Raw genomic sequence first — 13,755 nt, 5'->3', positions numbered from 1 at the left:
CCTGGAATGGTGGAGAAGGGCGGCGCTTGCCGCGCCGCCGGGCCCTGGGGCTTACTTCAGCGTTTCGAAGCTGCCGTCGATGTAGGTGATCAACATATTGTTGAGGTTCATCTGCGCCACCTTGCTGTTGTTTTTGAACACGTCGACGGTCTTGACGTTATCGACCAGCTTGACCCGCACGCCGCTGGCGCTGGCGATGTTGATCGCGCGCGGCAACGAGTTGTCGCCAGTGAAGGTAATGAAGTTCTTGCCATCGTTGTAGGTGGCGTTGAACTCGGTGCGCTGGTAAGCCACGGCGCGGGCGGCGAACGTCACCGCCAGGGCCGGACGGCTGCTGATTTTCAGGCTGCCGCTGAAGGCCGCGTTACTGGTCGGGAAGTTGGTCGCCGACACGGGCAGCGCGTTGTCGTAGGCCTTGTAGTTCAGCAGGTTCAAGGTCACGGTGCCGGTGAAGCTTTCGCCACGGGTGCTGGTGAAGCCGCCGGTGAATTGCGCAAGCGTCGGCACATAGCGGGCGTTTTTCTTGTCGGTGCTAAATTTGCTCAGCGACAGCGTGCCGTTGACGGTGGTGCTGCCGGCGGTTGCGCCCAGCGCCAGTTTGCCTTCGATGACCTGCTCCTTGCCGCCGGCGGTCGATACGCGCACGAACGAGGTGTTGCCCAGGTCGACCGCGCCGAGCGAGGCGCCGCCGCGCAAGGCGTCGATGTGGCCGTTGAACGCGTACTTCGTCACCAGCGCCGATTCGCGCGTGGTCGCAAAGGCCAGGCGCCATGCTTCGCGGTCGGTGATGGCGATGCCGTTGTCGTCGGTGCGCGCCGGCATGTAACCGTCGATGCTGGCGGTGTAGAGGTCGTCGCCCTGCATCGTATAGGAAAGGTTGCCGGTGGCGGCGAGGCCGACGGTGGCCGCCGGCGCCAGCGCTTGCACCGCGAAGGCCTCGCCTTGCGCGGTCTTGCGGTATTGCTGGTTGACGCGCTGGGTCAGCGCCCTGTAGCTGAAGTTGCCGGTAGCGCCAGGCGTCAGCACGATCGACTTGACGATCTGGTCGCGCACGAACAGGTTCGCTTGCGCCGCCGGTTTTTCTGACGCCGCCACCGTCATGCCGGTCAGCGCGCAGGCCACGCTTTGCGGCGTTACGCGTGCCACGTCGGCCGCCGTCATCGCCACGGTGGCGTTCTTGTCCTTGTACAGCGTGCAAATGCCGGGCGCCTCGTCGTCCGGCCCTTCGACCAGTTTGACCAGCGTGGATTTTTTCTGCACGAAGTTGTTGAACAGTTTGATGCCTTGGCCCGACAGCACGACCCAGTCGGCCAGGCTCTGGTCCAGCGGCGCGACCGCCGTTTCGAACTCGGTCTGCATCGTGTCGAGGCTGGTGCGCAGGCCGCTGCCGTCCTTGGTTTCATCCGACCAGGCCTGCAGGTTGGTGCGCAGGCTGGCAAAGGTGGCTTTGGTCGATTCGACCGCCGCTTGCGGCGCGCGCGCCGGGGCGCGCGCAGGCGTGGCCGGGGTGGCGGCGTCGGCGAACAGTTTTTGGCCGGCCAGCGAGGTCAGCGAAGTTTTGTTGACGCTGGCGTTTTGCGCCGTGCTCTCGAGCGTCGCCAGCAGGCTTTGCTTGGCGTCGGCGCTGATGCTCACCATGCCATTTTTCATCACGGCCGAGCCGGTGGTGGCCTTGACCGCGCAACGCACCTTGTCGCCGGCGCTGCCGTTGCAGCCCATGGCGTTGTCGTGGGCGATCTGCGAGATCGCCGCCAGCGCCACGGCCTGCATTTTTTCGGCAGCGTCGCTGGTGGCGGCGGCGTCGCTGGCGGCGTTCAGCGGTTTGGTGGAGAGCGGATCGAAACCGAGCATTTCGACGATTTCCGACTGGGCGGCGGCGACGTTGTCGGGCGTCAGGTTGCCGTTTGGATCGGCGCTCAGCGCGGCGGTGACCAGCATGTCGGTGAACGGGGTGACGTGGACGGCGCTGACCTGGCTGCTGCCGTTGTCGAGTTGGACCAGGCTGCGCAAGGTCATGGTCGACGGCATGGCGATGCGGCCGTCGTATTCGTCATCCATCGTGGTGCCGGCGTCGGCGCCGATCTCGATCAGGAACCAGCCGCCGCGGTTGCCCAGGTCGATGCTATAGCTGCCATCGCTGGCCGACGTGCGGCCGGTGGCCACCGGCCGTGCGTCGCGCTTGCCGGCCGCGTCGTACGCGTAGACGCTGACGATGCCGTTCTTGATCGTGCCTTTGGAGGCAATGCCGCTGACGGTGCGGGCCGGAGCGCCCTGCGCTGTGGAATTGTTGGCATTGTTGGCGCCACCGGCGCCGCCACCGCCACCGCATGCGGCCAGGGAAGAGGTTAGCACGCAAGCGAGGGTCAGGTGTTTAATAGTCATTGCAGTAGGATAATTGAAGTTTATTATCTGCCAATTATAACCTATGCAATCTATTTACAAATATTTACATCTAAAAATATTTACATATGAAAATATTTAAGCGGCCAAGACGTTTTCGTCGGCGAAGCGCAGCACGTCGGCGTTCTGGCGGCAGAAGCGGGTCGCGGCCTTGTAGCCGACATCGAACAGCAACTGCATATTCGACGTCGACCAGTCCATCGTGTACGGGATGTGCTGATCCGGCACGGCGGCCATCAGTTCCAGCTTGAGCATCTGACGCTTCGGCTCTCCGGTTTTGTGGTCGGTGTTGTGCTCCAGCTCGAACAAACGCAGTTGCTGCTTCGAAATGTTGACCAGAGGCGTGATCATCGAACCGACCCACGAGTCGTACAGGTCGCGCGGCTTGCGCAGCAGGCGTTCGTCGCCCAGGATGTCGAGCACTACCAGCACGTCCGTATCCGCGTGCTCGCCCTTGCCTTCGATGAACGGGTCGAAATTCAGCGTTTCGAGCGCCGCGCCCTCGATATAGTCCTCGCCGTCGATCGTGGTCGGCGCGTACAGGAACGGGAACGACAGTGCGGCGCGCACGTGTTCGACCTGGATCTCGCGCTTGTCCCAGATCTTCATGCTGTGCTGGTTCAGGTTGTAGGCGTTGATGTAGAACTCCGGCTTCATCGTCGAGATGGCCGAGAAGTCGATCGTGCCTTCCAGGAACGGCGCGTGGGCGCACAAACCGAGGCTTTTCGACGACAGGTTCGACGGCGACATCGTCGACATCATCAGCTGGGTCCAGTCGGCCCAAGGCACCGAACCACCCAGCGCGCTTTGCAGGCCCGGGAACACCGAATTGCCGACCTGCGGCGAGAACACGCCACGGAAGGCGTCCGCTTCCTTGCCCGGCTTATGGAAAAGCTTGTAATTGACCGGCATCATTTTGTAGATGGTGTCGGCCACGCCGGTGTCGGCCCAGCGCTTGAGCGCCTCGCGCGGCGAACCTTCCAGCGGCGCCGTGTAGAGCAGGCCCATCAGCACGCCCGCGCCCGAGGCGGAAATCACGTCGAACTCAACTTCCTGGTCGAGGAAGGCAGCCAGCGCACCCGCTATCAATGGCGAATTTGGCGCACCGCCGCCCAGTACCAAACCCATCTTTTTGGTTGCACTTGCCTGACCCATATAACCCCCGTTTAGTGACACAATTTGCTGTTTATTTAATTCAGATCAACCTGAACATGAGACAAAATACCACAGGTAATTCCGTAGGGCAATAAAATTGTGCAGTGCAATATGAAAGTGACGGGCTGGGGCGAACTCAGCAGTAAGCAGGAAGATGGCGTCGAAAGAGCGTGAAATAGAGTTATTTCAGGCAAACAGCACAGGCAACTCCTGTGCCCGTTTGCGCAGCAGGTTCTTCGCTTCGTCGTATTCGGGGTAGATGCGGCCGACGGTGTTCCAGAAGTCGGCGCTGTGGTTCATTTCCAGCGTGTGCGCCAGTTCGTGGGCGACCACATAGTCGATCAGCGGCAGCGAGAAGTGGATCAGTTTCCAGTTCAGGCGGATCTTGCGGTCGACCGTGCACGAGCCCCAGCGCGTGCCGGCCGACGACAGCCCGAACGAGTGGTAGCTGACGCCCAGGCGACCCGCATACAGGTCCAGGCGCTGCTCGAACAACACCTTGGCCTCCTGCTGGTACCAGGACTTGACCCGCTCCTTGAGCAGCGTCTCGGTGGCGCCGGGCACCAGCACCATCGACAGCTCGCGTGTGGCCGGGTTGTAGCTGGTGCGATTGCGCCCGCCCACCAGCAGCCGCAGGGTGATGTCGGCGCCCAGATACGGAAGCTGCGCGCCGTCGATCCATTCCACCGGCGGCTTTTGCAGCCGCGCGGCGCGCCGTTCGCGCCGTTCTTTGAGTTTGCTCAGTATCCAATGCTGCTTGGTGCGGATGGCGTTGTCGATTTCGGCGATGCTGATGCGCTTGGGCGCGGTCACGCGCAGGCCGTCGTCGTCGATCATGAAGCCGATCGAGCGGCGCGTCGAGCGGCGCAGTTCATATTCGAGGATGAATTCACCGACCATCAACTGGCGCTTGGCCGTCGTCGGCTGCTCGGACGTCGGAGGCGCCACACGCGGCTTGACCGGGACCGCCGTGGTCGGGGGCACAACAACCGGCGCCACCGGCGGCGCTATGTACGGGGATATCGGAGGAGGATTGCTGGAAGAAGGAGGGACCGACCACACCGGCGACGTGTAGACAGGTTTGGTAGAGGATAGCTGGCCTTGACCCTGCGCCTGCGCCTCCCGTGCGAACAGGTCAAGCTGGCTGGCGTCGTCTTTCGGCGACGCCGGCTTTACCAACGTGGCGAGATCGTCTAGCCAGCGTTGTAGGCGTGGGGCGAAATGACGCGCATTTCTGATTCTATCCAAGTTTCCACCTGTTGCATCATGCCGTCCGGAGTTTGACCTTCTGGCGAAATTGGCTTACCTATCGATACTGTAACAAGGCCGGGCCGTTTGATGAAAGAGTTTTTTGGCCAGCACTCGCCGGAGTTGTGCGCGATCGGCACCACCACGGCGCCGGTCGCGATGGCGAGGCGCGTACCGCCGCTTTTGTACTTGCCGGCCTGGCCGACGGGAATCCGCGTCCCCTCGGGGAACATGATAATCCATTGGCCGTCGGCGAGCCGTCGCTTGCCGTGGCGGACCACGTGCTTGAACGCGTTCTTGCCTTGCTTGCGGTCGATCGGGATCATGCGCAGCAGCGCCATCGCCCAGCCGAAGAACGGAATATAGAGGATTTCCTTCTTGAAGACGAACACCAATGGGCGCGGCAGGTTAGGCAGCAGGAAGATGGTTTCCCACGCCGACTGGTGCTTCGACAGCACCACCGCCGGCGCGTCCGGGAAATTCTCGGCGCCCTTGATTTCGTAGCGGATGCCGCAGATAACCTTGGCGCACCAGACGATGAACACATTCCAGCGCGCGGTGACCCAGAAGCGCTTGTTGTACGGCAGCGGCGCGGCCAGGAAGCACACCAGCGCCCAGACCACGGTCGATATCACCATGACGATGGTGAAAATCAGGGAACGCAAAAACAATACGGGATGACCCAATGCAGACTCCGAATACTTTGTTAGCTAACGACGTGCAGCGCCGGCGGCACGCTGGTTTTAAGCAGGTGGACCACCATCGCCGCCAAGTCCGGGAACACCAGGGTGCCGGGCGGCAGGCCGCCGGTTTGCTGGGTTTTCTCGCCCTTGCCGGTCAGGACCAGGTAGGGCACGCAGCCGGTCACGTAGCCGGCCTGCAGGTCGCGCAGCGAGTCGCCCACCACCGGCACGCCTTTGAGGCTGACCTTGTAGCGCTGCGAAATCTCGTTGAACATGCCCGGTTTCGGCTTGCGGCAGTCGCAGTTGTCGGCCGCCGCGTGGGGGCAGAAGAACACGGCGTCGATGTCGGCGCCGACCTGCTGCGCCAGATGGTGCATCTTGGCGTGGATGGCGTTGAGGATCGTCATGTCGAAGAACTCGCGCGCGATGCCCGACTGGTTCGACGCGATCACCACGCGATAGCCGGCCTGGTTCAGGCGGGCGATCGCTTCGAGCGAGCCGGGGATGGGAATCCACTCGGCCGGCGACTTGATGAAATCGGGCGAATCATGGTTGATGACGCCGTCGCGATCGAGGATGATCAGTTTCAAGGACGGCGTACCCATTTAGGCCGCCAGTTTCGAAATGTCGGCCACGCGATTCATCATGCCATGCAGCGATGACAGCAAAGCCAGACGGTTGTTGCGCAGGGCGAGATCTTCGGCCATGACCATGACGTCGTTGAAGAAGGCGTCGACTTCGTCGCGCAGCTGCGCCAGCGTCTTGAGCGCGTCGGCGAAATCGCCCCGGATGAAGGCGGCGTCGATGTCCGGCTGCACGCGCGTGACGGCGGCGGCCAGGTTCTTCTCGGCTTCGTCCTGCAGCAGCCCCGGATCGACGGCGCTGGTGCCGGCGGCGCTCAGCGCCTCTTCGTTCTTCTTCAGGATGTTGGTGATGCGCTTGTTGGCGGCGGCCAGCGAGGCCGCTTCCGGCAGCGCGGCGAAGGCCTTGACGGCCTCCAGGCGCTGCACGATGTCGTCCAGGCGGTCCGGATTCTGGGCCACCACCGCTTCGATCTCGTTCGGCGAGAAGCCGCGCTCGCGCAGGATGCCGCGCAGGCGGTCCAGCATGAAGGCGGTGACTTCGAGGACCGGGTCCTTGAAGCCGGCGATGCCGGTGAACTGCTGCGCGGCCGAATCGAGCAGGCCGCGGATCGACAGCATCAGGCGTTTTTCGATCAGCATGCGCAGCACGCCCAGGGCGTGGCGGCGCAGCGCGAACGGATCCTTGTCGCCGGTCGGCTGCAGGCCGATCGACCAGATGCCGACCAGGGTTTCAAGTTTGTCGGCCAGCGCCACGGCGGTGCCGGTGACGGTCGATGGCAGCGCGTCGCCGGCGAAGCGCGGCTGGTAGTGCTCGGAGGCGGCCAGCGCCACGTCTTCCGGCTCGCCGTCGTTGCGGGCGTAGTAGGTGCCCATGATGCCTTGCAGCTCGGGGAACTCGCCGACCATGTCGGTCAACAGGTCGGCCTTGGAGAGCTTGGCGGCGCGGGTGGCCAGCGCGGAATCGCCGCCGACCTGGGTGGCGATGAAGCCGGCCAGCGCGCTGACACGCTCGCTGCGTTCGGCCTGGGTGCCCAGCTTGTTGTGATAGACCACGTTCTTGAGCAGCGGCAGGCGCGACTCCAGCGTTTTCTTCTTATCCTGCTCGAAGAAGAACTTGGCGTCGGACAGGCGCGGACGCACCACGCGCTCGTTGCCGCCGATGATGGCGGCCGGCGTGTCGGTGGCGATGTTGGAGACGATCAGGAAGCGCGAACGCAGCTTGCCGTCGGCGTCCGTCAGCGCGAAGTATTTCTGGTTGGTCTGCATGGTCAGGATCAGGCATTCCTGCGGCACGGCCAGGAACTCTTCCTCGAACTTGCATTCGTAGACCACTGGCCATTCGACCAGCGCAGTCACTTCGTCGAGCAGCGATTCAGGCATCAGCACCTGGTCGGCGCCGGCCTTGGCCAGCAGATCGGCGCGGATCTGTTCCTTGCGCTGTTCGACGCTGGCCAGTACTTTGCCCTGTGATTTCAGGGTCTCGGCGTAGCTGTCCGCATCGGCGATGGTCACGGCGCGTTGGCCCGGCGCGGTCAGGAAGCGGTGGCCTTCGGTCACGTTCGACGCGGTCAGTCCCAACAGGGTCAGTGGCAGCACGGTGGCGCCGTGCAGCGCGATCAGGCTGTGGGCCGGACGCACGAATTGCACGGTGGCGCCGTCCGGACGCTGGTAGCTCATCACTTTAGGGATCGGCAGCTTGGCGACCGATTCCTCCAGCGCGGCCTGCAGGCCCGATTGCAGCGCGCTGCCGGCCGCCGTGTAGGTGTAGAAGAAGCTTTCGGCCTTGCCGTCCTGCGCGCGTTCCAGGTCGGCCACGGTCAGGTTCGGGAAGCCCAGCGCGGCCAGTTTCTTGGCCAGCGGTGGCGTGCCGTTGCCGGCGGCGTCCAGCGCGACCGACACCGGCAGCACTTTTTCGCGAATCGATTTGTCGGGCGACGTGGCGCGCACCTTGGTGATGGAGACGGCCAGGCGGCGCGGCGAGGCGAACGAGGTGGCGACGCTGTCGGCTTCGAGGAAGTCGCGCGCTTTCAGGCCGTTGACGATGCCGGCGGCGAAGGCCGCGCCCAGCTTGGCAAGCGCCTTCGGCGGCAGTTCTTCGGTCAGCAGTTCGATGAGGAGGGTCTGGGTCATATTATTTATACAGTTTGTTCAGCAGCAGCGGCGGTCGTCGCCAAGGCGATGGCCATCGGGAAGCCCAGGCGCTCGCGCGACTCGTAGTAGGCCTGCGCCACAAGGCGCGACAGGGCGCGCACGCGGCCGATGTAGGCGGCGCGTTCGGTCACCGAGATGGCGCCGCGCGCGTCCAGCAGGTTGAAGCTGTGCGACGCCTTCATGATTTGCTCATAGGCCGGCAACGTCAGTTGCGCCTCGATCAGGCGCTTGGCTTCCGATTCGTGGTTGTTGAATTGGGCGAACAGCAGTTCGGCGTTCGAATGTTCGAAGTTGTAGGCCGATTGTTCGACCTCGTTCTGGTGGAAGACGTCGCCGTATTTGAGCGTCTTGGTCTCGCCGTTCTCTTCCCACGTGGTCCAAACCAGGTCGTACATGTTTTCCACGCCCTGCAGGTACATCGCCAGACGCTCGATACCATAGGTGATCTCGCCCAGCACCGGCTTGCAATCGAGGCCGCCGACCTGCTGGAAGTAGGTGAACTGCGTCACTTCCATCCCGTTCAGCCACACTTCCCAGCCGAGGCCCCAGGCGCCCAGGGTCGGCGATTCCCAGTCGTCTTCGACGAAGCGCACATCATTCTGTTTCAGGTCCAGGCCCAGCGCCTCCAGCGAACCGAGATACAGGTCGAGGATGTTTTCCGGCGCCGGCTTCATCACCACCTGGTACTGGTAGTAGTGCTGGCCGCGGTTCGGGTTCTCGCCGTAGCGGCCGTCCTTCGGGCGGCGCGACGGCTGCACGTAGGCAGCGCGCCAAGGCTCCGGGCCGATGGCGCGCAGGAAGGTCCCGGTGTGGAAGGTGCCGGCGCCGACTTCCATGTCGTAGGGCTGGAGCAGGGCGCAGCCTTGCTTGTCCCAGTAGGTTTGCAAGGTCAGAATGATTTGTTGAAATGTCAGCATCTTGTGTGGTCGATGGCACGCCTCGCGGGGCGAGGGACGTGCGGTTGCGGTTATGCTAAAGGGGCAATTTTAGCGGGTTTTGCCGGCAGACTGTGGAGATTAAGCGGCTTTGGCCTGGTTTTTTGCGCGCCGCGCCCAAAACCAGGCGCCGCCCAATGCCAGCGCCGCCAGCAGCAGAAACAGCTTGTTGCCCCAGATGATGAAGGGCGTGCTGCCCGCCATGCCCTGGACGTCGGCGGCCAGGGTGCCGAAGGTGTTGACCTTCAACTGATGCCGGATCACGCCATGACCGTCGATGATGGCGGTGGCGCCGGTGTTGGTCGCCCTCAGCATCGGACGTCCCGTCTCCAGGGTGCGCATTTGCGAGATCTGCAAATGCTGCGGAATGGCGATCGTGTCGCCGAACCAGGCCAGATTCGAGACGTTGAGCAGCATCGTGGCCGGCTTCTGGCCCTGCGCCGGGTGGTTCAGCTGCGCGGCGATCTCCTCGCCGAACAAGTCCTCGTAGCAGATGTTGGGCAGCACGCGCTGGTCCTTGATCGGGAAGGCCGGCTGGATATCGGCGCCGCTGGTCTGGTCGCCGAGCGGGATCGACATCAGGTTGACGAACCAGCGGAAGCCGAGCGGAATGAACTCGCCGAACGGCACCAGGTGGTGCTTGTCGTAGCGGTAGTAGGCGCTGCCCTGGCGTGGCGTCAGGCCGATCACGCTGTTGAAATAGGCGGTCTGGCTGTCGGCCATCGGGATGCCGAGTATCAGATTGCTGCCGGTCTTGGTCAGGAACTGGGCGATGCCGGGCAGGTAGTCCGGCGGCAGCTGCTGCGGCAGCATGACGATGGCCGTCTCCGGCGTGGCGATCAAATCGGCCGGCGCGGCGGTGATGGCGTCGTGGTACAGCTTCATCGTCTCGATGACGCGGGCGCCGTCGAATTTTTCGCTTTGCGGGATGTTCCCTTGCAGCAGGCGCACCGAGATCGGTTTGCCTTCCGGGTAGGTCCATTGCAGGTAGGTCAGGCCGACGCCGGCGGCGCAGATGGCCACGACCAGCACCGCCGCCTTGATGCGGGTGCGGTGCAGCAGCAGCAGCAGGGCGCCGGCGATGACCGCGGCCAGCCATCCAAGGCCGTAGACGCCAATGACCGGCGCGTAGCCGGCCAGCGGACTGTGATTATGGGCGTAGCCGGACGACATCCACGGGAAACCGGTGAACAGCCAGGCGCGTACCCATTCGAACAACGCCCACATCGCCGGCAGCACTAGCAGGTTGGCGGCCGGCAGCGGCAGCGACCAGCGCTTGCGCAGCCAGGCCGCGCCGCCCATCGCTAGCGCCGTGTAAAAGCCCATGCCCCAGGCCAGCAGCAGCACGGCGGCCACCGCGATCGGCGCGGCCATGGCGCCGTAGTCGTGCAGCGACACGTACAGCCAGTGGGTGCCGGCGGCGGTCCAGCCGAAGCCGAAGGCCCAGCCGATCAGGCCCGCGCTTTTGACGTCGGCGCTGCGCAGCACTTGGTAGAAGAGGGTCGCCAGGCCGAGGATCTCGAGCGGCCACCAGCCGAACGGCGCGAAGGCAAATACGCACATCGCGCCGGCCAGCAGGGTGATGATCATCCGTCCTTTGGTGCTGCGCTGCGGCTTGGGCGGATCGTTCGGATTGGCGCGGCGAAAGCGCATTATTGCGAGGCGCCCGCGCCGGCGTCGGGGGCTGGCGGCAGTTTCTCCACCAGCAGCACGTGGATCTGGCGGGCGTCGGCGCGCAGCACTTCAAAGCGCATGCCCTGGTAGTCGAAGATGTCGCCCTTGTGCGGCATGCGCGCCAGGTGCTTGGCGACCAGGCCACCGATGGTGTCGACATCGTCGTCCGGCAGCGAGGTGTCCAACTCTTCGTTGAACTGTTCGATCTCGGTCAGCGCCTTGATGCGCCAGCGCGGTCCGTGCACGCCTTCCTTGATCGAGAGGATGTTGTCCTCTTCCTCGTCGAAGTCGTATTCGTCCTCGATGTCGCCGACGATCTGTTCGAGCACGTCCTCGATGGTGATCAGACCGGCCACGCCGCTGTACTCGTCGACCACGATCGCCATGTGATTGTGATTGGCGCGGAAATCCCGCAGCAGCACGTTGAGGCGTTTGGACTCGGGGATGAAGATGGCCGGGCGCAGCATGTCGCGCACGTCGAAGGATTCTTCGGCGTAGTAGCGCAGCAGGTCCTTGGCCAGCAGGATGCCGATCACCTTGTCGCGCTCGCCCTCAATGGCGGGGAAGCGCGAGTGGGCGGTCGCCAGCACCTGCGGCATCCATTCCTCGATCGGCTTGGAGATGTCGATGACATCCATCTGCGAACGGGGAATCATGATGTCGCGGGCGGACAAGTCGGAGACCTGGAACACGCCTTCGATCATCGACAAGGCGTCGGCGTCGATCAGGTTGCGTTCGTGGGCGTCGTGCAGAACTTCGAGCAGTTCCGCGCGATTCTCTGGCTCGGGGGAAATCAGTGCGGTCAGGCGTTCAAACAGTGACCGATGGGGTTTGGCGTCAGTCTTGACGCCACTAGAGTGCTCTTGCATAGTAGGCGTGAGCCATTGTTTTGAAGGGGTATAGGATACACCAAAAGGTCGAACAGGGCCGCTTTTGTCAAAAAAACCATGCGTTTTAACCGACGATCGGCGCTTAGGCGGCTTTCTCGGCGGCGTACGGGTCGGCGTAACCGAGTTCGGCCAGCAACTCCGTTTCGATGCCTTCCATCTCGGCCGCTTCCTCGTCGTCCTCGTGGTCGTAGCCTTGCGCGTGCAGCACGCCGTGCACGATCAGGTGGGCGGTGTGCTCCTCCACCGATTTCTTTTGCTCGGCCGCTTCCTTCTCCAGCACGTCGGTGCACAGGATGATGTCGGCTTGCGTCGGCGCGTCCTCGTCCAGCTGCTCGCCCTCGTTGTAGGCGAACGTCAACACATTGGTGGCGTAGTCCTTGCCCCGGTATTGCTTGTTGAGCTCGCGGCCTTCCTCGGCATCGACAAAGCGGATGGTCAGCTCGGCCGGCGCGAACAGCGCCGCCTGTATCCACTTGCGGATGGCCGCGCGGGTGATCACTTCTTTCAGGCGGGCGTCGGGATATTGCACCGACAACGTCAATTTATTTTTTACGGACATTTTTCAGAGCGGTGGCTTTGAGGAGGGGAGCGATCTCGGCTTCATGGTTGTGGGCCGTCTCGTAGGCGTCGACGATGCGCGCCACCAGCGGATGGCGCACCACGTCCTCGCTGTTGAAGTGGCTGAAGGCGATGCCGCGCACATCCTTCAACACTTGGACGGCGTCGACCAGGCCGCTTTTCTGGCTCTTGTGCAAGTCCACCTGGGTGACGTCGCCGGTGATGACGGCCTTGCTGCCGAAACCTATGCGCGTCAGGAACATTTTCATCTGCTCGACGGTGGTGTTCTGCGCCTCGTCGAGGATCACGAACGCGTGGTTCAGGGTGCGTCCGCGCATGTAAGCCAGCGGCGCGATTTCGATGACTTGCTTCTCGAACATTTTCTGCGTGCGGTCGAAGCCCAGCAGGTCGTACAGCGCGTCGTACAGCGGACGCAGATACGGATCGACCTTTTGCGCCAGGTCGCCCGGCAGGAAGCCGAGCCGCTCGCCGGCCTCGACGGCCGGACGGGTCAGGATGATGCGCTTGACGGCGTCGCGCTCGAGCGCGTCGACCGCGCAGGCCACGGCCAGGTAGGTCTTGCCGGTGCCGGCCGGGCCGACGCCAAAGCTGATGTCGTGTTCGAGAATGTTGCGCAGGTAACGGATCTGGTGCGGCGTACGGCCGCGCAGGTCGGTCCGGCGCGTCTTCAGCACCGGGCTGTTGATGTCCGGTTCGACAAACGGCGCCTCGGCCACCGCGTGCGGCTTGCCTTCGGCGCCCGCGCCGGAGGTGGTGCCGGCGGCGGTGGCCGCGGCGGCCAGGCCGGCGCGTTGCTCTACCAGTGCAAGTTGCACTTCTTCAATAGGCACCACCTTGTTGGCGACGGCGTAGAACTGTTCCAGGATCTGCACCGCGCGTTCGGCATTGTGGCCGCTGACGATGAATTTCTCGCCGCGACGAAAAATGGTGACGTCCAGCGCGGCGGAAATCTGCCGCAGGTTTTCGTCGAGGGGACCGCACAAATGGGCCAGGCGCGAGTTATCGAGCGGCTCTGGAACAAAGTAATGCGGTTGAACGGGTGTTTTGGTTTTCAATGGAATGCTTTTAAGAGATGAGGCGGGATGGGGCGCACTGCTGCGCACAGGCGTTAGTTTAGCGTAATTTGCCGATGCAAACCGCGCGGGCGCCGCATTTTGAAGCGAGGTGCCGCGACCCTGTCGGACCCGGCCGGCGGCGTCCCGGATCCAACGAATGTTGCCCTGGCCACGACACAGTTGCTGAGGGGTAGCAAACCCGCTGCCACTCTACATGAGCTTGCTTCATGTAACAATTTCCTACAGGTTCTTGCGTGCGACACCCTCCAGCCCCATGTGATGAAATAGCTTAGTTGTTAAGTTTTCTAGCCGGCGGTTGATGTCAAACAATCTTCACGCATCGTGCGCCGACTGGAGCAGTCCCTTTAAGCATAGAATTCTCTTGCACGAAAGGCAATTGA

At 63.2% G+C, this 13,755-nt stretch carries 11 protein-coding genes; all 11 read right to left on the bottom strand.

Features of this window, described 5'->3' with window-relative positions; all coding sequences use genetic code 11:
• Positions 1 to 51 precede the first annotated feature (51 nt).
• The 11 genes from AC0IYS_RS26485 to AC0IYS_RS26435 all read right to left on the bottom strand — a co-directional run bounded on the left by AC0IYS_RS26485 (position 52) and on the right by AC0IYS_RS26435 (position 13,354).
• Positions 52 to 2,382 carry a hypothetical protein gene (locus AC0IYS_RS26485; protein WP_471707975.1) on the bottom strand — a complete coding sequence of 777 codons (2,331 nt, stop codon included), beginning with the start codon at positions 2,380 to 2,382 and terminating at the stop codon, positions 52 to 54.
• Between the two features lie 96 nt (positions 2,383 to 2,478).
• Entirely contained in the window at positions 2,479 to 3,528 is a 1,050-nt protein-coding gene (locus AC0IYS_RS26480; RefSeq protein WP_471707974.1) for a patatin-like phospholipase family protein, read from the bottom strand.
• A gap of 213 nt (positions 3,529 to 3,741) precedes the next feature.
• Positions 3,742 to 4,539 carry a M48 family metallopeptidase gene (locus AC0IYS_RS26475; RefSeq protein ID WP_471707973.1) on the bottom strand — a complete coding sequence of 266 codons (798 nt, stop codon included), beginning with the start codon at positions 4,537 to 4,539 and terminating at the stop codon, positions 3,742 to 3,744.
• A 209-nt stretch (positions 4,540 to 4,748) separates the two neighbouring features.
• Positions 4,749 to 5,441, bottom strand: a complete 693-nt coding sequence (locus AC0IYS_RS26470; protein WP_373923992.1) for a lysophospholipid acyltransferase family protein — start codon at positions 5,439 to 5,441, stop codon at positions 4,749 to 4,751.
• Between the two features lie 68 nt (positions 5,442 to 5,509).
• The gene (gmhB, locus tag AC0IYS_RS26465) at positions 5,510 to 6,091 is read right to left on the bottom strand and encodes a D-glycero-beta-D-manno-heptose 1,7-bisphosphate 7-phosphatase (RefSeq protein WP_471707972.1); all 582 of its coding nucleotides are present in this window, start codon (positions 6,089 to 6,091) and stop codon (positions 5,510 to 5,512) included.
• Positions 6,092 to 8,200: a glycine--tRNA ligase subunit beta gene (gene glyS / locus AC0IYS_RS26460; RefSeq protein WP_471707971.1), complete on the bottom strand. Its 2,109-nt coding sequence runs from the start codon at positions 8,198 to 8,200 to the stop codon at positions 6,092 to 6,094.
• Positions 8,201 to 8,205: 5 nt separating this feature from the next.
• On the bottom strand, positions 8,206 to 9,138 hold the full coding sequence (gene glyQ, locus AC0IYS_RS26455; protein WP_471707970.1) for a glycine--tRNA ligase subunit alpha: 933 nt from the start codon (positions 9,136 to 9,138) through the stop codon (positions 8,206 to 8,208).
• Between the two features lie 99 nt (positions 9,139 to 9,237).
• Complete coding sequence (gene lnt, locus AC0IYS_RS26450) at positions 9,238 to 10,809, bottom strand: apolipoprotein N-acyltransferase (protein ID WP_471707969.1); 1,572 nt, start codon at positions 10,807 to 10,809, stop codon at positions 9,238 to 9,240.
• A complete protein-coding gene (locus AC0IYS_RS26445; protein ID WP_471707968.1) occupies positions 10,809 to 11,699 on the bottom strand; it encodes an HlyC/CorC family transporter in 891 nt (296 codons plus the stop codon). Before AC0IYS_RS26445 ends, lnt begins: the two co-directional genes overlap by 1 nt.
• Before the next feature lie 103 nt (positions 11,700 to 11,802).
• Positions 11,803 to 12,279 (bottom strand): rRNA maturation RNase YbeY, encoded by a 477-nt coding sequence (ybeY, locus tag AC0IYS_RS26440; RefSeq protein ID WP_471707967.1) that lies wholly within the window; start codon positions 12,277 to 12,279, stop codon positions 11,803 to 11,805.
• Complete coding sequence (locus tag AC0IYS_RS26435) at positions 12,263 to 13,354, bottom strand: PhoH family protein (protein WP_471707966.1); 1,092 nt, start codon at positions 13,352 to 13,354, stop codon at positions 12,263 to 12,265. Before AC0IYS_RS26435 ends, ybeY begins: the two co-directional genes overlap by 17 nt.
• Between the last annotated feature and the right edge of the window lie 401 nt (positions 13,355 to 13,755).

The sequence above is a fragment of the Duganella sp. AC237 genome (genome assembly GCF_979254035.1).
Note: the sequence above shows the minus strand (reverse complement) of the source record. Positions and strands in the feature narration are given on the sequence as shown.

What these genes read in the sequence shown, in the direction of transcription:
- AC0IYS_RS26485 (WP_471707975.1), bottom strand. Translation starts at nt 2,382, where the DNA reads ATGACTATTAAACACCTGACCCTCGCTTGCGTGCTAACCTCTTCCCTG.
- AC0IYS_RS26480 (WP_471707974.1), bottom strand. Translation starts at nt 3,528, where the DNA reads ATGGGTTTGGTACTGGGCGGCGGTGCGCCAAATTCGCCATTGATAGCG.
- AC0IYS_RS26470 (WP_373923992.1), bottom strand. Translation starts at nt 5,441, where the DNA reads ATGGTGATATCGACCGTGGTCTGGGCGCTGGTGTGCTTCCTGGCCGCG.
- gmhB (WP_471707972.1), bottom strand. Translation starts at nt 6,091, where the DNA reads ATGGGTACGCCGTCCTTGAAACTGATCATCCTCGATCGCGACGGCGTC.
- glyS (WP_471707971.1), bottom strand. Translation starts at nt 8,200, where the DNA reads ATGACCCAGACCCTCCTCATCGAACTGCTGACCGAAGAACTGCCGCCG.
- glyQ (WP_471707970.1), bottom strand. Translation starts at nt 9,138, where the DNA reads ATGCTGACATTTCAACAAATCATTCTGACCTTGCAAACCTACTGGGAC.
- lnt (WP_471707969.1), bottom strand. Translation starts at nt 10,809, where the DNA reads ATGCGCTTTCGCCGCGCCAATCCGAACGATCCGCCCAAGCCGCAGCGC.
- AC0IYS_RS26445 (WP_471707968.1), bottom strand. Translation starts at nt 11,699, where the DNA reads ATGCAAGAGCACTCTAGTGGCGTCAAGACTGACGCCAAACCCCATCGG.
- ybeY (WP_471707967.1), bottom strand. Translation starts at nt 12,279, where the DNA reads ATGTCCGTAAAAAATAAATTGACGTTGTCGGTGCAATATCCCGACGCC.